This window comes from Ketogulonicigenium vulgare WSH-001, from assembly GCF_000223375.1.
Lineage (GTDB): Bacteria > Pseudomonadota > Alphaproteobacteria > Rhodobacterales > Rhodobacteraceae > Ketogulonicigenium > Ketogulonicigenium vulgare.
In genome coordinates, this window is the sequence record NC_017386.1 from 73,999 (window position 1) to 92,143 (window position 18,145).

Genomic DNA, 18,145 nt, shown 5'->3' on the forward strand with positions numbered 1-18,145 from the left:
TTGTCCACCCAGTCGAGTGGCCCTGAAAGCGCTCTGCAGGCATTATTCTGGCGCCACGATGCCAGGCATCACAAAAGATTCCTGATGTGAGGCGAGCGGATACCGACCTTCGGCCGGCCTGTGCCGCACTGCAATGGCCGTCGAAGTCGCCAATCAGGGCAGTCTAGCCCAAGAGCTATGCGTATGCGTTATCGCTACATCTCGGATTAGTCTTACTCAGCCGCCCGAATGTTCTGCCAGGCTAAACGGATCACGCGGGTGGCCGAAGGCGCGATGCAGGTGCCGACGGCCAGCTCCGATGTGCAAAAACAAAGAACCTCGGGGAAGTACATCATGAAATCAAACCGCTGCGCTTTCCGGCGCTATCTGTTGTCCGCATCTTTCGCCTCGCTTGTCGGCTTGCCTGCCATGGCGCAGCACATCGTCATGGCTGTCGATCCCGGATCGGCCGAGTCAAACCTCTATTGGGAAACCATCGGCGGGCTGATCACGCCGAATATGCAATCTTTGGTCGGCAATGACCCGGTCACCGGCGTCTATGACAATTCCGGCCTTGCCGAGAGCTGGGAGCATAACGAAGACTTTACCAGCTGGACCTTTACCCTGAAGGAAAATGCCGCATTCAGCGGCGACTGGGGGCCGGTTACCGCGGCGGATGTGGTGCATTCCGTCGGACTGCATATCGGGGAATCCTCGCGCCTGAGCGGCATTCAGGCCCTGCGCGACGCGCGTGTGACCGCATTGGGCGAGCGGCAGGTGCGCTTTGACCTTGCCAACCCCGACCCCGATTTCCTGTTCATGCATGCGGGCCGCGCGGTGCTGGTGATCTATTCCAAGGCCCAGTTCGATGCCGAGGGGCTGGAGGGCTATGCCGCCAATCCCGCCGGCAGCGGTCCCTTCACCTTCGTCAGCCGCGACCTTGCCAATACACTGCGTCTGGACGCGGTCGAGGATTACTGGGGCGGGGTTGACGTCAGCTATGACACGCTGGAGCTGCGCTTTGTCGGCGAGCCCGCGACCCGTCTGGCCATGGTCCTGGCCGGTGAGGCCGATATCGTCAGCCTGCCGCGCGAATTGCAACCCGAGGCGGTGGCCGCAGGAAATGAGATCATCGCCTCGGCGCAGGCCTCGATGCAAAGCGCGCTGGTGCTGTCCGGGCTGTTTCTTGACCCCGCCGGTCCGGCCAGCGATTTGAACTTGCCTTGGCAGGATATCCGCGTGCGCGAGGCGATGAACCGCGCGCTGGACCGCGAGGCATTGATCGAGATTCTGTATGACGGCCGCGCCGAGCCGCTGGTCGCCTTTTCGATGGACCCGCGCTTTGACGGCTATGCTGCGGATCTTGCGGATAAGTTCGAGGCTAACTATGGCTATGATCCCGATCGCGCCCGTGCCCTGCTGGCCGAGGCCGGCTATCCCGAGGCCTTCGCCAATCCCGTCATCCCGATCATCGCCACCGCGCTGGGGGGGAGCCCCGAGTTCGGCCTGATGGCGGAGCTGGCGCAGGCGCTGTTCGCCGAAGTCGGATTGCAGGCCGAGATCCGCGAGATGGACTGGCCAACGCTGCAAAATGCGCGACTGGGCTTTACTGCGGATTTCGTCCACCCGATGCGCAATGCGCCGGTGCGACCCAATGCGATCGGGGTTCTGGCCTCTTACACCTCGCAACTCAGCCCGGCCTATAGCGTCGGCAGCGCCGAGCTGAATGCCATGGGCGATCGCCTGATCGCCAACCATGTGCCTGCAGAACGTGCGGAAATTGTGTCCGAGATGTTCACCTACATCTTCGACAACTACACGCACCTGCCGATCGCCACCGTCTCGGCCGAGGTGGTTGTGAATCCCGAACGGGTTCTGGGGTGGTCGTTCCCGGGGGCCTCGTCCAGCGGCTACAGCCACTTTCATCTGATCGAGACCGCTGCCGACTGAGGATTGCATGCAAGGTCCGGGATGTGCCCCGGACCCAGCCCCCCGGAGAAACTCCATGCCAAAATTCCTGCTCGTCCGCTCGCTCGAGGCATTGGTAGCCCTATGGGTGATCACGCTGATCGTGTTCGGACTGACTCATCTGTCCGGTAATCCTGTCGGGGCGCTGCTGCCCGATGATGCCAGCCAAGAACAGATCGATTTCCTGATCGCGCGACTTGGCCTCGATCAGCCTCTGCCGGTGCAATACTGGCGCTTTTTGACCAATGCCCTGCAGGGGGATTTCGGGCAGTCGATGAAATGGCCCGGCGAATCCGCGATGCAGGTGGTTCTGACCCGTATGCCGGCGACGCTACAACTGGGCGGCACCGCAATGTTGATCAGCATTGTCATCGCCATCCCGCTGGGTGTGGTCGCGGCGGCGCGGCGCGGCAGCTGGGTGGACTCGACCGCGCAGGCCATCGCGCTGGTCGGACAGTCGATGCCGAGCTTTTGGCTGGGGATCATCCTGATCTGGGTGCTGTCCGTCTGGCTGGGTTGGTTCCCGACGTCTGGCGCCGGCAGCCTCTGGCATCTGGTGCTGCCGGCCGTGTCCATCGCCTGGTTTCAAATCTCGGCGCTGACCCGGCTGACCCGCTCGGCGATGCTCGAGGTGATGGACGCCGAATACATCAAGCTGGCCAGGGCCAAGGGCGTGTCAGAGGTCAAGATCACCTGGAAGCACGCGCTGCGCAACGCCGCGATCGTGCCCCTGACCTATTTCGGCGTGCTGGCCGGTTCGGTCCTAACCGGCTCGGTGGTGATCGAGACGGTGTTCTCTTGGCCCGGCCTTGGCTGGATCGCCATCGAGGCGATCAAGGCCCGCGATTTTCCGGTCGTGCAATCCGTGGTGATCGTCTTTGCGGTCATCTTCATATTGGCAAACCTTTTGGTGGACCTCCTATATGCTTATGTTGACCCCCGGATCCGCTGACAGCGCCGTGTCGTCCATCCGTGTGAGCGAGAGGCCGCGCCGGCGCCGCCGCTCGTTCTTGCGGCCCGGCGGCTGGCCGGTGCTGCCGATCCTGATCCTCTTGGCCGTGCTGATCATTCCGGCGCTGTTCTCGACCTGGATCGCGCCCTATGGCCCTGAACAGACCGACCTGCGCGCGCGGCTAAAGCCGCCGGTGTTCTTTGGCGGGGACTGGGCGCATCCCTTTGGCACCGACCGGCTGGGTCGTGATATCCTGGCGCGCACCATGCATGGCGCCTGGTATGCGCTGTCGATCTCGGCCGTCGGTATTTTTGTCGGCGTCTTCATCGGCAGCACGCTGGGTATCATCGCGGGATATACGCGCGGCTGGTTCGACACGGTCATCATGCGTCTGGTCGATATCTCTTTCGCGCTGCCGGCAATGCTGCTGGCGCTGGCGCTGTCGGCACTGTCGGGACCTAGCTTTTCCTCGGTCATCATCGTCGTGGCCTTTGTACTCTGGGCGTATTTCGCCAGACAGGTGCGGGCCGAGGTGCTGAGCCTGCGCGAAAGGGATTTCGTCGCCCGTGCCGTCGTGGCGGGCACGCCCCATCTGACCATTCTGCGCCGCCATATCCTTGCCAATGTCACCAATACCATCGTGGTTCTGGCGACCTTGCAGGTCGGCGTTGTCATCACGCTAGAGGCTTCGCTCAGCTTTTTGGGCATTGGCATTCCCCGTCCGACCCCGACCTGGGGGCTGATGGTGGCCGATGGCCGGCAGCTTTTGACCAGCGCCTGGTGGATGTCGTTCTTTCCCGGCATGGCGATCCTGCTGACCGTGCTGTCCGTAAACCTTTTCGGGGACTGGCTGCGCGACCGGCTGGACCCGCGGCATAGGGACCTATGAGATGACCCAGACCGACACTGCGCCGATCCTGTCCGTGCGCGACCTTCAAACCCTGATTTCCACCAAGCGCGGCGATTTTCTTGCCGTCGACGGTGTCAGTTTTGACCTGCACCGGGGCGAGACACTGGGTATCGTCGGCGAATCCGGCAGTGGCAAATCCATGACCGGCATGTCTCTGATGCGGCTGTTGCCACCGCGTACCGGACAGGTCGCTGCCGGCAGCATCACCCTTGCGGGGCGAGAGCTGACCACGCTGTCTGATCGCGAGATGCGCCGGGTGCGTGGCCGCGACATCGCGATGATCCTGCAGGACCCGCAAACCTCGTTGAACCCCGCGTTCACCATCGGCGACCAGATCGCCGAGGCGCTGCGCCTGCATGGCAAGCCGGGGCAGGGGGGCTATATGGCGATGGCGGTGGACGCCCTGCGCAAGGTGCAGGTCGCGGCGCCAGAGATGAGGGTAAAGGCCTATCCGCATCAGATGAGCGGGGGGATGCGCCAACGCGCGGTCGGTGCCATCGCCATTTCCTGTCAGCCGCAAGTCATCATCGCGGACGAGCCGACAACCGCGCTGGATGTGACGGTGCAGGCGCAATATTTGCGGCTGCTGCGCCAGTTGCAGCAAGAGACCGGCATGGGGATCCTATTCATCACCCATGATTTCGGCATTGTCGCCCGTGTCTGCCACAGTCTGGCGGTGATGTATGCCGGGCAGATCGTTGAAAGCGGACCGGTGCGCAGGATATTTGACCGTCCATCGCATCCCTATACGCGGGCTTTGCTGGACTCGGTGCCTAAGCTGCACAACCAGTCGGGGCGATTGCCGGCGATCGACGGTCAGCCACCGGCGCTATGGGCGAAACCGCCGGGCTGCCGTTTTGCGCCGCGCTGCGGCTTTGCCACCGATACCTGCCGGACCACGCCGCCGCCGCTGACCGAACTGGGCGGGTCTGGGCGCGAAAGACATTCTGCAAGTTGCTGGAGGCTGGTGCCATGACCCATCCCGTTCTGGAAGTGCGGGATCTGGCCCGCCATTTCACGCTGGGCACTGGCCTGCTCGGTGGCGCCCCCAGGATGGTCAAGGCCGTGGACGGCATGGATTTTGCCATCCCCGCCGGCAAGACTCTGGCGCTGGTCGGAGAATCCGGCTGTGGCAAGACAACGGCCACGCGGATGATCCTGCGGCTGGACCAGCCGACCCGCGGTCGCGTGTTGGTCGACGGGCAGGATATCCATGCGCTGAAGGGGGCGGCGCTGCGCCTCTTCCGCTCGAAGGTGCAGGCCGTGTTCCAGGACCCGTGGTCCTCGCTCAATCCCCGGATGCGTGTGCGCGATCTGGTCGCGGAACCCTTGATGGCCAGCCGCAAGCTGACGCGCAAGGAAGTCGACATGCGGGTCGACAAAGTATTGGGCGATGTGGGCTTGCGTCCTGATCAGGCGCGCAACTTTCCGCATGAGTTCTCGGGTGGGCAGCGGCAGCGGATCGCTATCGCCTCGGCCCTGATCGCCGAGCCGAAGCTAATCGTGCTGGACGAGCCGGTCTCGGCGCTGGATGTCTCGATCCGGTCGCAGATCATGAACCTGTTCAAGGATATCCAGCAGGAATATGGCGTCAGCTATCTGCTGGTCGCGCATGATCTGGCCACCACCCGATATCTCGCGGATGAGGTGGCAGTGATGTATCTGGGCCGGGTGGTGGAGACCGGAGCGGCGGATGCGATTTTCAGCGCCCCGCGCCACCCCTATACGCGTGCGCTGTTCTCGGCGGCGCTGCCGGGTCATCCCGATGATCCGCATGACGAAATCATCTTGAGCGGAGAGCTGCCCTCGCCGCTGAATCCCCCCACAGGCTGTGCCTTTCATCCGCGCTGTCAGATGAAGCTGGGAGAAATCTGCGCGACGCAGGCCCCGATTCTGCTCGATCCGGGCAGGCTGGGCCCCGTGGCCTGTCACCACTACCCGACCTGAGACCGAGGCGGGGCGATACAAAAGGCGGCGCCGGGATATCCCTGCGCCGCTTTTGTGTAATGTGAAGGAGACCCTAACCTTTCAAAGCGGATGCGGCATAGCCTTCGACGTTTTCGCTGAGCTTTGCCAAGTCGCTTTGAATGCGCGCAAAGCCTGCAGATTTCGCGCGCGTTGCCTCATCCATATAAAGGGCGCGATTGACCTCAATCTGTACAGAGTGACGGCCACGTGCGGGGTCGCAGTAGCGCCGGATCAGCTCTGCGCCGCGGAAGGGTTTGTTCAGAACCACATCATAGCCCATGTCTGACAGGCTGGTTTTGATCATGTCGACAAACGATCGCTCTGCACTTTGCCCGTCAAAGTCACCGATGACAAAATCGGGTCGCCGTGTTCCTGCGGGATCGGGCGACAATGCGTGGCCAAAGGCCGGCATTGAATGGCAATTGATATGATAGACACGGCCAAACGCTTGATAGGTCTGGTCCAGCAAGGCTTTGAGGCGATTGTGATAGGGCGTCCAGTACTGATCGATGCGATTTTGCATCTCGGCAACGGTGAGAAGGCGGTCATGCATCAGCGTATCGCCCCAGGCAAAACGCCATGCGAGGCCCATGCCTCGCTGGGCCGCCGAAGAACCTGCGACCGGATAAGGCCAATGGCCCTCGATCATTGCAAGGTCGACGTCATTCTCGGCGCGGTTCACGTCAAGAAAACTGCGGGGAAATAACGCGCGCAGCAATGGGGCCCCCGTATGCGGCGCATGGGCGAATAGCTCATCCACATAACTGTCCGAGGCCTTTAAAACCATCTCTTGGTCAACCGCAGGATGAAAGTCGCGTGGCAGATCAAGGCCGCTATGCGGGCTGTCATAGACCACGCAGCGCGGCGAAGTGATGGGGCCCTGGACGTCAAGTACGCCAGGGATGCTGGAAAGTAACGATGCAGGGATCATGCTTTACCTTTGGGCTGGTGCTGCGGCAGCAGGAGGGTAGGAGGTGTCTGGCATACCGATAAAGACATCGCCATCGCGGCCGGTCATGGCCGGCGAGGCAAAGGGCCGGGGCATAACCTCGTTTTGCGCGGCACGGATTGGGCCGATGGCCGCGACCGCAGCTATTTCGTCATCTGTCATATCGACATTCACCGTCATGGTCGGTGTTGGGCCGGCATCAATACGCGGATGGCTGACGGCTTGATCGACGCTATAGCCCGCAACAAGATGCATGGCGGTGATCTGGGCCAGTGCGGGAACAATCATATTGCCGCCCGAGGCACCAAGCACTGCGACTGATTTGCCATGCGCCGCAATGGCAACGGGGCACATGTTATTATGTGCATATGCGTTGGGTGCCATTGAGCTGATTTTCCCCGGACGCGGATCGAACCAGGCCATACCGTTATTGAGCAAGATCCCCGTGCTGGGCGACATGGCATAGGCGCCAAATCGGTTCAGCAGCGTGAAGGTGATCGCGACAAACCGGCCCTCGCGATCAACCGCATTGATCTGTGTGGTCGAGCCGTTTTTATCATGCTCGTTCACGGTAAGGGGCGCGATCTTTTCGCAATAGGCATGGCGCAATGCGGTCGCGAAATCGGCATAGAATTTGGGGCCGACCGCGCCTGATGCGCCGAAAAGCTGCTCGAACCTCAAAAGCGCAAGACGCAAACGGGCGCCACCGCTGGTGGGCCCAGGGGTAAAGATCGTATGCCCGGCAAAGGTAAAGGGCAGGGAGGGGTAGATTTTCGGCGCATATGCGGCCAGATCCCCGGCGGTGATCGAACTGCCGCCGGCATTCAGATCTGCGACCAGCGCGGCTGCGGTCTGTCCGGTGTAAAGATCCTCGGGGCCATTGTCGTGCAAGCGGGCAAGTGTAGCTGCCAACTGGGGGTTGTGCAGCACCGCGCCCGGCCCCGGGATCTTGCCGCCGGGTTGATAGACGGCCTGCATCACAGGATCTGCACGCATCTCGCCGTGACCCAGGCCGATCGCAAGCGAAGTGTGCCAATCGACGGTCATCCCTTTGGCCGCTTGATCACGGGCGGGGCGGATCGCGCGATCAAAGCCGATCGTGCCATAACGCTGCAATGCCAGCGCAAAACCACGCACCGCGCCGGGGATCACGGCCGATGTCATGCCGCGCACGTTTGCGCCGTTTTTAGATAGCGCATTGCCGTTGAAATAGGTCGCGCCGCTGTCGTCGGGCGCATAGACCTGCATGTCCAACTTTGCCGGCAGACGCCCCGTGAATTCGATCGTTTCGGCGCTGCCGTCCGGATGCAGGATCTGCATATAGCCGCAAGCGGCAAGGCCTGACATCCAGGGCTCGACCGTTTGCATGGTCAGCGCGGTTGTCACTGCGGCGTCAACCGCGTTCCCGCCTTCCTCCAGCACGCGGGCGCCGGCCTCGGCGGCGATATAATGCTGGGCTGTAACGACGCCATTCGCACTTTTTCCGGCGGGCTTGTGGCGCAGCCACCGTTCGTGACGGGCGGATTCGATGTCAGATCTGTGCATTTTTCAGCTCGTCTTCGACAAAATTCTGCGCGGCCGAGGGCGGCATAACTTCGCCTGCGCGGACTTTGGCAATGAAGTCGTTATAGCGCGCCTGGCGCATCAGCGCGTGGTCACAGACGGCATCTGCTTCGTCCGGCGGCAGCACAATGACACCCGTTGCGTCTGCGATCACAACATCGCCGGGCATGACAGGCGTATTGCCGACCGATACGGGAACATTCATCGCGCCGCCGCGGTTGTAAACGCGCGTCGTGATATGCGAAAAGCCGCGCGACCAGCAGGGCAGATCCAGTTCGAGGATCTCGTCAGGGTCGGTGCAGGGGCCATCAATAACCACACCTGCGGCGCCGCGCAGTTTCAGCATCTGCCCCGTGCCGCCACCGATGGGTGCATGGCGGTCATCGCCCAGGCGGTCAATCATCAGAAAATCACCCGGCCGCAGCTGTTTGATTGCGTAATGCAGCATCGTCGAGTCGTCCGAGGGAATGGCCACTGTCACCGCCGTGCCGACGACGGTGCCCGGTTTACGCAAGATGGGCTGGATCGCGCGATGTACAAAGCCGCGATCCCGGAAATGCCCGACCATCGCCACCTCGACCCCGCTATAGCGCGCAAGCTTTTCCGCATCGATCTGGGGGGGCATTGGGTTGATCTTGTATTTGGGGATCATTTTCTACTCCGTGTATCGGGATTGATCTGCTGCCCGGGGCACCCAGCCCGCACCGGGAACGGCGGACAGCAATTGCCGCGTGTATGCGGCCGATGGATTTTGGAACAACTGCGCGGGCTCGCCGATCTCGACCAACTGACCCCGTTGCATCACGGCGATCCGGTCGCAAAGCTGGCTGGCAACGCGCAGATCATGCGTGACGAACAACAGCCCAAACTGCAGCTTGCTTTGGATATCAGCCAAAAGCGCAAGGATTTGCGCCTGCACTGACACATCCAGTGCCGAGACACTTTCATCCGCGATCAGCAGCGATGGCTCGAGCGCAAGTGCGCGGGCGATGCAGATGCGTTGGCGTTGACCGCCCGAAAACTGATGGGGAAACCGATCTGCGGCGCTCGCATCCAGCCCGACCGCTTTGAGCAATTCGGCGGTCCGTTTGGCGGCTTGCGCCATGCTGGCGCCGTGGATCACTTGCCCCTCGGCAATGGCATCACCAACCTTTTGTCGCGGATCAAGCGCGGTATAGGGATCTTGGAAAATGATCTGCACATGGCGCCTTGCATCGCGCAAAGCACGTTTGCCAAGCTGATCAAAGCGAATGCCGTCGATTTCGATCACGCCGCTATCGGGCTGAACCATGCGGATTATGCATTGCGCCAGCGTCGATTTTCCCGAGCCGCTTTCGCCCACCAGTCCCAAAGTTTCGCCCCGGCGCAGGGTCAGTGTAACGTCATCGACCGCCTTAATATCCTTTCGCCCCTGCGAGAGACTGCGCAGCGAAAAGGTTTTCTTGACGTTTTCGGCCCGCAGGACCGCAGGCCCCAGGTTTTGCCGGGCGTTACGGGGAAGCAGGCGCGGCACCGCAGCGACAAGGCTTTTGGTATATTCATGCTGTGGGTCGTTCAGCACCTGCGCCACCGCGCCAATCTCGACCACCTGCCCGTGCCGCATGACCGCAACGCGGTCTGCAATTTCAGCCACCACGCCAAAGTCATGGGTAATGAACAAAATACCGGTGCCGTGGCTTTCGCGCAGACGCAGCATCAGTTTCAGGATCTGCGCCTGCGTCGTCACATCCAGCGCCGTCGTCGGCTCATCGGCAATCAGGACTTGGGGGTTAAGCGCAAGTGCCGATGCGATCATCACGCGTTGGCACTGACCGCCCGATAGCTGATGCGGATAGCTGCGATAGATCCGTTCGGGGTCTGGCAGCAGTACCTCGTCAAAAAGGGCCAGAACCTTTTGCCTGATCTGGGCCTTGGACAGGTCGGTATGGATGCGGAACGTTTCGCTGACCTGCTGCCCGACCGTGTAAAACGGGTTCAGAGAGGCCATCGGCTCTTGGAAAATCATCGAGATTTTGCCGCCGATCTTTTGCGCGCGTTGCCGTTCGTTCAGATCCAGCAGGTTGTCTGGGCCAAAATAGATGCCGCCTTGCGGCTTGTCGAATTGTGCCTCTAACAAGCCCATCGTGGACAGCGCAGTCAGCGATTTTCCTGATCCGCTTTCGCCGACGATACACAGAATTTCATGCGGCGCTAATGTCAGCGACAGATCCTGAACCGCATATGCGCGATCGGCGTTGCCCGGCAGTGGGATGGTCAAGTTTTCATAACGAAGCAGGGGCGATGACATCGAATTCTCTCTGATCGGCGCGGGGGCGGCCACTTTACGTGGCCGCTGATGCATTAAGCTAAGGACAGATAGCCACCGAACATGCGCATCTCGGAACCTGCTGGGTGCCAGGTAACCCCGTCACGCACGGCAAAGCTGCCCACCTGACGCCACATGAACAAGGCCGGGGTGACCTCTTGCCAAGCGGCGGAGAGATCCTTGAATGCGGTGAACCGTTCCTCGAATGTCAACGCGCTGTTAAAGCGGGCACCGGCAGCGATGTAATCTGCGGAGGGCGCCCATGTTTTCCAATCCGCGCGCGAGCGGTTCGCCTCGGGGTTCCAGTCCATCCACAGCGGCTGATAGGGATCGCCGGGGATGAAGGATGTGGCATTGCCGAAATTCATCAGATGGAACGGCCGCTGATAGACCATCGAGAAATTGTCCAGCACACGCATTTCCACGTTGATGCCGACCTCGGCCCATTGGGCCACCATGATTTCGGCCGCCGTCTCGTAATTGGGATAGAAGCTGCGCGTGATATGCCAGATCAGCGGTTGACCATCGTAATCGGTTTGCGCGACCAAGGCGCGCGCCGCGTCGGGGTCATAGGGCAGGTTCGACTGCAGGTCCGGCTCATAGAATTCGCCGTATTCGGGGAAGTTGAACGGAACTGCGGGGTGGAATGTCGTATCGCCAAATAGCGCTTGGACGATCAAGTCCATATCGACAGCCTGCACCATCGCATAGCGCAGGCGCGCATCCACAAGTGGATTGTCGACCGGATCGGGCAGCGTGTTGAACGCGACCGCTGCATAGCTGCTAAAGGGAACGCTAATGACATTGACGCCGTCATAGCTGGCCAATTGCGCCTCTTGATCGGTCGGGATGCCGACCATGACGTGGTATTCACCCGATACGACCCCCGCCATACGGGCGGCAAATTCAGGCACGACATGCCATTCAAGACGGCTGACCGGCGCGGCATCCCCCCAATATTGGTCAAAGGCCTCAAGCACCATGATCTCGCCCGAGCGGAAAGTCGTCACACGATAAGGGCCGGTGCCGATCGGTTCCTGCCCAAAGGCATCGACGCCTTTTTCCAGATAATAGGCCTTTGGCACGATAATCCCGCCGACGCTGGAAAGCTTTGCCGGCACGTGAATATCAGGGCTCTGGGTTTCGATCTCTAGCGTGTATCGGTCGATCGCCTCGACACGGATAAAGCCTTCGGTAAAGGTCGCGCCGCGCGGCTCATAGGCGTCATCCGCGCGATAACGTTCGTCCGACAGCGTAAAGGCGGCATCCTCGGCCGTCATCTCTTCGCCATTATGGAAAAGCACGCCCTCGCGCATTTTCACCGTCCAAACCGCCCCGTCGCGTTCAAAGCTTTCCGCAAGCTGGTTGACGACGACCGAGCCATTGGGATCAGCCAGATAGTCAACCACGGTGAAACGTTCATAGAAATTGCAGTAGATACGTGCAGAGCTGGTGGCAAAGCCGGTGACCGGCGACATGGTTTGCCACAGCGAGTCGACGGCCACCTTCAGCAGCTGAGTGTTTTGTGCAGCAGCGGGGCGGGCCAATACGCCGGTATAGGCCAAGGTGCTTGCGCCCAGCAAAAGAGAATTGAAAATGCGACGTGTAATCATGGGTTGATCCTTTGACAAAGGGTGCAGTCAGGTTCGGGCACGCAAAGCAGGGTCGAGACGGTCGCGCAGCGCATCGCCAAGCACGCTGATCGACAAGGTGACCAGGAAAATGATCAGCCCCGGCCAAACAGCGATCCACCATGCGGTTGCAAGATAATCGCGGCCTTCGCCTAGAATTTGACCCAAGCTGGTATTGGGGGGCTGAATGCCCATCCCCAGAAAGCTGAGCGCACTTTCCAGCAAGATGATGGCGGGAACGGTCAGGGTGAGTTGGACGATGAGTGCGCTGGCAATATTGGGCAGAATATGGCGCAGATAGAGCCTGGCCGGTGATGCGCCCAATGCGATGACGGCCTGTGAATAGGCTTGTCGCTTTGCGGACAGGACAAGGCCGCGGGCAAGGCGGGCATAGGTCTCCCAGCCATAAAGCCCCATCAGTATGATGAACAAGGTAAACGAGTTGCCGAAGAAGGCGACGCAAGTCAGGGCAATCAAGATGAAGGGCAGCGAGAGCTGGATATCGACAATCGTCATCAGCACGCTGTCAATTTTGCCTTCGAAGTGACCCGATAGCACGCCGATAAGCGATCCAAACACGGCGCCGATCACCGTCCCCAGCAGCGCAACCAGCACCGATATCTGCGTCGCAACGATCAACCGTGCCAGCATGTCGCGGCCCAATCTGTCGGTGCCCAGCGGGTGCGCCCAGCTGCCTTTTTCGGTCCAAAACGGCCCGACAAGACGCGACAAAAGATTCTGCTTTGCCGGGTCGACTTGCCAGATAAAACTGCCGAAAAACATCATGAAAACAATGCAGCCCAGGATTAACGCGGCGATGGCAAGAACCATTCTCGATCGGGTCATGTGCGGCTCCTGACGCGTGGATCCAGAAGCCCGTAGGACAGGTCTACAAGCAGGTTAACCGTAACCATCGAGACAGCGATCAGGACAACGAGCGCCTGAACAACAGCCATATCCTTTGAGGACACGGCAGTGATCAGCAGGCGACCGACCCCGGGCCATGCGAATACGGTTTCAACGACGACGGTGCCCGCGACCAGATTGCCCAGCATCAATCCCATGATGGTCACCAGCGGAATGGCCGCATTGGGCAAGGCATGGAACAGCGTGCGCCGCCATTTCGAGACACCTTTGGCCTGCGCGGCACGCACATAAAGTTTGGACTGCACATCCAGCATGGCGGAACGGGTAAAGCGCGCAAGGATCGCGGCGAGGCTGAGGCCAAGGGCCGCAGCGGGCATGATGAAGTGCAGAAAGGTCGTCGAACCCGAGCTGGGCAGCCATTGCAATGTCAGCGAGAACAGCAGGATCATCAAAATGCCGAGAAAGAAATTCGGCAAGGCGAACCAGACGACCGAAAAAATCATGACAAGGCGATCAAGCGCCGAACCCCGATAAAGCGCAGCAAGAATGCCCAGCGGGACGCCTATCAAGATGGCGATCAAATAGGACAGCCCTCCAAGCGCAAGGGTCTTGGGAATACGTTCGGCGATCAGATCAACCACAGGTCGCCCATCCCTGAACGACATGCCGAAATTACCGGTCAATGCGTTTTTGATATACACTAGATATTGCTCGAACAGCGATCGATCCAACAACCACTTTTCTCGAAAGAGCGCGATTTCGCGCTGGGTTGCATCGGGGCCAAGCATAGCCTGGGCCGGATCATATGCTGACCTTAAAGCTATGAAAGTAAAAGTCAAAACGACAAATATCGTAAGGGACATACGTCCCAACTTGACCAGCCAAAACTGTGCTGTCACCCAAATCTCCGTGTTGTCTTGCCGGTGTCTGCGACCAGCTTGCCATTATGGTTAGCCAAGTCATTCACGGTGTCATAGCCCGCAGTTCAAATTATTTTCATATGCAGTGAATATGAATAAGCGTCAGGTGACGGCAAACGGAAACTGCCGCGATGACAGGGGCGGCTTCAAAAACGGGCAATTTGTTTGGTTCTGGCTATGATTATTGGCACAGGCTTCTCAGATCAGCGGGTTTTGCGCAGATTTTCATGCGCTGCACTGGTCCATTCGCGGCCCGATCTGGACAAGTGTCAGCGAGGCCGGCAGTATTAAAATACAGAATGTATGGGTTTGATATGTATCAGGTATGAGCACACAGATAGAACTCAGACATTTCCGATATTTCTCTGTGCTTGCCGAGGAACTGCACTTCGGCCGCGCCGCCGAGCGTTTGAATATGGCGCAGGCGCCGTTAAGCCAACAAATACGGCAGCTCGAAGAACGTATCGGGGTCCCGCTTTTTCATCGCACCACACGCCATGTGCAACTCAGCGCTGCGGGTCATCGTTTTTTGCCCTATGCGCAACGTATCCTTGAGGATGTGGACGAGGCTATCCGCTTTACGCGCGTGCAATCCAGTGACGAGGTGGGAAAGATCAGGGTGGGCTGCATCAATATGGTGCTGGCAACGATCCTTCCGGGTGCAATCCGGATGCTGAAACAATTACATCCGGCGACCAGTGTTATACCCGTCACCCAAACAACCGGCATTCAGATCGAGATGCTATTGGATGACCGGTTGGACTTGGCGCTTACCCGCCCGACATCACTGCCCAATTATTTGCATGGAGAGATTATATTTCGCGAAACTTTTTGTGCCGCGATCCCAAGTGATCATCCTTTGGCCCATCTGGAAACGCTTGAGGCGACGGATCTGGACAATGTCGAACTGATGAATTTTGCAGCCAAGCTGGGTACCGGCTATGAGCGTGAAATACATCGTGCCATCAAGCGCGCAGGCGCACATCCGGTGACCGGGTCGGAATTCACCGATACCAGTTCCGCCCTTTGTCTGGTCGGGGCGGGCGACGGCATTGCGATACTGCCGCGATCGGTTGCGATGACGGCGCAGCCAGGTGTGGTATTTCGTCCGATTAACCTGCCCGGAGCGACCGCAGATATCATGCTCGTCTCGCGCAATATCTCGTCGGATGTAAAAACACGCGATCTGGCTGCATTCATTCGTAAAATTGCCACTGCGCAAAGTGGACAGACAGGTGTTGAATGAACTGCGCGCCTTTGATGCCTGACTTTACAGCGGATGCCGATCATATGGCCGGTCGCATCTATTTACAGATGCGCCGTGCGCGATCAGATGTCCGACCGCGCACGGCCAACGATTGGATTGACCACGAAATCAAAGATCAGCGGTGTTGCCGATTTTCTTGGTCACGCTTTTCACTCTCCGAGCGCGGGTTTTTATCGCGCTGGTTTTCGTGATTTTGTGAGCCGCCAGCTTGGCCCGGACGATTGCCGTCCTGTTGCTTCTGCTGATTTTGCGGATCGCGTGGCTTGTCTTGGTTTTGATTTGCCATATCCATAACTCCTCAATTTGGATAGCTGGCCTCCTCTGCCAGCGCTTTAGAAACGATCAAGGCGTATGGGTGTTCCGCGTGCGGTACCCTCACAAATGAGTGATACATGCGTGATCTCGCGATTGGTCAATGAATATCCGGGCTTAACGTTTGCAAATGACCGGTCGCATCAATCGTCTTCGACTTTATCGGGCAGCCCGTCATGCGGTGTCGACGCCAGCTCATCCAGCTCTGCCTCGGTCATCGTGTCATACATCTCTTTGGATGCACCGACCAAATCTTTGACGGCTGTCTCGCCGCGCTTGGCCGACAGTGCGGCCCCGGCTGCTTTTTGTTGGGCTTTTGATTTTGCAGGCATGTTGGTCTCTCCTCGCATTTTGGACGCAATGCTTTTCGTTGGATTTAGTTCCATTGTGCAGCGTTTCTGCCCAGGATTATCACCGCTGACCTCCGCCCCGAATGCCGGCTCGTGCTATCGGCAGGCCATGTAAAGTGCCCGCAACAGGGCGAGACGCGAAATTTACGCCCCAGCGAGGGAACAAACGCATTTTCTACCGATTGAATTGCTGAATTTGATACCTGCGTCATGGCGAGGCAGGGACAGGGCGGCCCTCACGCGATGCATGATTTGCATGGCGCATTCACCGTTTAAGTACATGTTTATAAATGATTATTTTATAAATATTTGCTTAATTAATGGAACGATAGACGGATAGCGTGCGTTGTTTAAGCAGGCCTCACCTGAGGCAACATTATCATGATAGGAAAATTTGAAATGAAATCCCTCATGCTCACCTCCGCAATCGTTCTCGTGACCATGGGCGCGGCAAATGCCCAGCAGAATGTCGATGAAGCAATGAACGTGCCAGGATTCCGTGCAACGGATTTCAACGGCATGGATTTGCACACGCTGAGCCCTGACGCGATTGTCGAGCTGCGCGCCGCGACCCCGGCCAACCCTGCTTGGAACGAACGCAATGCGGCATGGACCAGTAGCGATACCTTTATCGCGGGCCGCGACCAGTGGGAGAATATCGGCGCGATCAACGATATCGTCCTGAGCCAAGACGGCGAAGTACAGGGCGTCTTGCTGGATGTCGGCGGCTTCCTTGGTATTGGCGTGCGCACGGTGCTGGTTGATTTCCAAGACCTCTACTTTGTGCGCGAGAATGCTGACGGCGAGAACCTTGGCGATTTCTTCGTCGTGGCGAATCTTTCGCGTGAGCAGCTCGAGGCGCTGCCCGAATGGGACGACGAGAACCTTGCCATCGGTTACGCCTGGGACAATGGCGCCGCGATGGACGCTGCCGCCCCGATGGGTGTCGCCGATAGCGCCGCGCCGCAGATCGCCGCGCCAATGGCCGACACCGGCCTTGCCACGCCCACCGCAGAAGAGCTTACCGGCGCGACAGTGGTTGATGGCGCAGGCAACGCGATCGGCAGCGTCAGTGATCTGCGCCTCGAAGGCGACATGGTGACTGGTGCGATTATTGATGTTGGCGGATTTCTGGGCATGGGCGCAAAGCCTGTCCTCTTGCCGATTGATGCCCTCAGCGTCGTCCGCAACCCCGACGGCACAGCGATGCATGTTGCAACGTCCATGACCCGCGAGCAGTTGGAAGCACTGCCCGAGCACGCACAGTAAACTGGTTTAGCGATAGAAGGAGATCCAAGATGAGCAGTCCCGTAACATCGTATAATCCCGCAGAGGCTTCGCACCTTCTGTCAGCCGTGGACGAAATCAAAGGCACCAAAGTGTTCAGCCCCGCAGGCGACGATCTGGGCCATATTGATGACGTCATGATCGACGCGACCAGCGGCAAGGTGGTTTACGGCGTTCTTCAATTTGGGGGTTTTCTGGGTATCGGCTCGGACTACCACCCCATTCCGTTCGGCAAGTTGACCTATGATCAGGCGCGCCATGGTTACACGACGAATCTGACGAAAGAGGAGTTGGAAGGTGCACCGCGCTATAGCGATGACTGGCGCACCAACCGCGAGTGGCAGCAGCAGTCGTATGACTACTTTGGTGTCGCCCCATATTGGCCGTAAAGTCGGCTAACAATCTATTAAAACCGGCCCATTGGGCCGGTTTTTTTGTCAGTTGAGGACTAGGATTGAAACCGTAAGAAGCGTGGCGAATGACACCCAGGCAAGATAGGGCATGAACAGCCATGCGCTAGTGCGGTCTGCGGTGAACGCACGGGCCACAAAGGCGATGATTGTCACCATAAGTGCGATGATAATCGCCGTTGCCAGCGCTATGTTCTGCAAGCCGAAAAAGCTGGGAGACCATAGGTAGTTAAGGCCCATCTGTGCCGCCCACAGGACCTTTAGCGACAGGTCTGTGCCGCGCCAACTGCGCCATCCAACTATTCCAATTATGATGTAAAGTGCGCTCCAGACAGGGGAAAATATCCAGTTGGGCGGGTTGAAGGGTGGCTTTGCAAGGCCCTGATACCACGCGCCGGGTATATTGGTTGCGCCAATGATCAAGCCCACGGCAAGAACCACGACGATGAATGCGACCAGCCCGATTTTACCTGCCATATGGCCTCCTTAGCACGATGCGTGTGCAAT

18 protein-coding genes are annotated in these 18,145 nt (G+C 59.1%); 8 read left to right on the forward strand and 10 right to left on the reverse strand.

Features of this window, described 5'->3' with window-relative positions; all coding sequences use genetic code 11:
• Window positions 1-333 precede the first annotated feature (333 nt).
• The 5 genes from KVU_RS14130 to KVU_RS14150 are packed head-to-tail and all read left to right on the forward strand — an operon-like array spanning window position 334 to window position 5,756.
• Window positions 334-1,929 carry an ABC transporter substrate-binding protein gene (locus tag KVU_RS14130; protein ID WP_236953165.1) on the forward strand — a complete coding sequence of 532 codons (1,596 nt, stop codon included), beginning with the start codon at window positions 334-336 and terminating at the stop codon, window positions 1,927-1,929.
• Between the two features lie 55 nt (window positions 1,930-1,984).
• The gene (locus KVU_RS14135; RefSeq protein WP_013368429.1) at window positions 1,985-2,899 is read left to right on the forward strand and encodes an ABC transporter permease; all 915 of its coding nucleotides are present in this window, start codon (window positions 1,985-1,987) and stop codon (window positions 2,897-2,899) included.
• Window positions 2,871-3,788: an ABC transporter permease gene (locus KVU_RS14140; RefSeq protein WP_236953166.1), complete on the forward strand. Its 918-nt coding sequence runs from the start codon at window positions 2,871-2,873 to the stop codon at window positions 3,786-3,788. Before KVU_RS14135 ends, KVU_RS14140 begins: the two co-directional genes overlap by 29 nt.
• Window position 3,789: 1 nt before the next feature.
• Window positions 3,790-4,785, forward strand: coding sequence for an ABC transporter ATP-binding protein (locus tag KVU_RS14145; protein WP_013368431.1), 996 nt, complete (start codon window positions 3,790-3,792; stop codon window positions 4,783-4,785).
• The gene (locus KVU_RS14150; protein WP_013368432.1) at window positions 4,782-5,756 is read left to right on the forward strand and encodes an ABC transporter ATP-binding protein; all 975 of its coding nucleotides are present in this window, start codon (window positions 4,782-4,784) and stop codon (window positions 5,754-5,756) included. The genes KVU_RS14145 and KVU_RS14150 overlap by 4 nt, the downstream gene beginning before the upstream one ends.
• Window positions 5,757-5,829: 73 nt before the next feature.
• On the opposite strand, the gene KVU_RS14155 is transcribed toward KVU_RS14150, so the two are convergent.
• The 7 genes from KVU_RS14155 to KVU_RS14185 all read right to left on the reverse strand — a co-directional run bounded on the left by KVU_RS14155 (window position 5,830) and on the right by KVU_RS14185 (window position 13,991).
• Window positions 5,830-6,633 (reverse strand): N-formylglutamate amidohydrolase, encoded by an 804-nt coding sequence (locus tag KVU_RS14155; RefSeq protein ID WP_254656201.1) that lies wholly within the window; start codon window positions 6,631-6,633, stop codon window positions 5,830-5,832.
• A gap of 78 nt (window positions 6,634-6,711) precedes the next feature.
• The gene (locus KVU_RS14160; protein ID WP_013368434.1) at window positions 6,712-8,271 is read right to left on the reverse strand and encodes a gamma-glutamyltransferase; all 1,560 of its coding nucleotides are present in this window, start codon (window positions 8,269-8,271) and stop codon (window positions 6,712-6,714) included.
• Window positions 8,258-8,941: an RraA family protein gene (locus KVU_RS14165; RefSeq protein WP_013368435.1), complete on the reverse strand. Its 684-nt coding sequence runs from the start codon at window positions 8,939-8,941 to the stop codon at window positions 8,258-8,260. The genes KVU_RS14160 and KVU_RS14165 overlap by 14 nt, the downstream gene beginning before the upstream one ends.
• Window positions 8,942-8,944: 3 nt before the next feature.
• Window positions 8,945-10,576 (reverse strand): ABC transporter ATP-binding protein, encoded by a 1,632-nt coding sequence (locus tag KVU_RS14170; RefSeq protein ID WP_044008232.1) that lies wholly within the window; start codon window positions 10,574-10,576, stop codon window positions 8,945-8,947.
• Window positions 10,577-10,629: 53 nt separating this feature from the next.
• On the reverse strand, window positions 10,630-12,207 hold the full coding sequence (locus KVU_RS14175; protein WP_013368437.1) for an ABC transporter substrate-binding protein: 1,578 nt from the start codon (window positions 12,205-12,207) through the stop codon (window positions 10,630-10,632).
• Window positions 12,208-12,234: 27 nt separating this feature from the next.
• Window positions 12,235-13,071, reverse strand: coding sequence for an ABC transporter permease (locus KVU_RS14180; RefSeq protein WP_014538240.1), 837 nt, complete (start codon window positions 13,069-13,071; stop codon window positions 12,235-12,237).
• Window positions 13,068-13,991 (reverse strand): ABC transporter permease, encoded by a 924-nt coding sequence (locus tag KVU_RS14185; protein WP_014538241.1) that lies wholly within the window; start codon window positions 13,989-13,991, stop codon window positions 13,068-13,070. The genes KVU_RS14180 and KVU_RS14185 overlap by 4 nt, the downstream gene beginning before the upstream one ends.
• A gap of 346 nt (window positions 13,992-14,337) precedes the next feature.
• Here KVU_RS14185 and KVU_RS14190 point away from each other — a divergent pair, with 346 nt between their 5' ends.
• Window positions 14,338-15,258 carry a LysR family transcriptional regulator gene (locus KVU_RS14190; RefSeq protein WP_013368441.1) on the forward strand — a complete coding sequence of 307 codons (921 nt, stop codon included), beginning with the start codon at window positions 14,338-14,340 and terminating at the stop codon, window positions 15,256-15,258.
• Window positions 15,259-15,394: 136 nt separating this feature from the next.
• Here KVU_RS14190 and KVU_RS14195 read toward each other — a convergent pair whose 3' ends face one another.
• Window positions 15,395-15,565 (reverse strand): hypothetical protein, encoded by a 171-nt coding sequence (locus KVU_RS14195; RefSeq protein WP_162467623.1) that lies wholly within the window; start codon window positions 15,563-15,565, stop codon window positions 15,395-15,397.
• Window positions 15,566-15,734: 169 nt separating this feature from the next.
• Entirely contained in the window at window positions 15,735-15,923 is a 189-nt protein-coding gene (locus KVU_RS14200) for a DUF3008 family protein (protein WP_013368443.1), read from the reverse strand.
• A 429-nt stretch (window positions 15,924-16,352) separates the two neighbouring features.
• Here KVU_RS14200 and KVU_RS14205 point away from each other — a divergent pair, with 429 nt between their 5' ends.
• Both KVU_RS14205 and KVU_RS14210 read left to right on the forward strand, forming a co-directional pair.
• A complete protein-coding gene (locus KVU_RS14205; RefSeq protein ID WP_162467624.1) occupies window positions 16,353-17,210 on the forward strand; it encodes a PRC-barrel domain-containing protein in 858 nt (285 codons plus the stop codon).
• Window positions 17,211-17,239: 29 nt separating this feature from the next.
• Window positions 17,240-17,617 carry a PRC-barrel domain-containing protein gene (locus tag KVU_RS14210; RefSeq protein ID WP_013368445.1) on the forward strand — a complete coding sequence of 126 codons (378 nt, stop codon included), beginning with the start codon at window positions 17,240-17,242 and terminating at the stop codon, window positions 17,615-17,617.
• A 48-nt stretch (window positions 17,618-17,665) separates the two neighbouring features.
• On the opposite strand, the gene KVU_RS14215 is transcribed toward KVU_RS14210, so the two are convergent.
• A complete protein-coding gene (locus KVU_RS14215) occupies window positions 17,666-18,115 on the reverse strand; it encodes a TspO/MBR family protein (RefSeq protein WP_013368446.1) in 450 nt (149 codons plus the stop codon).
• Window positions 18,116-18,145: the final 30 nt, after the last annotated feature.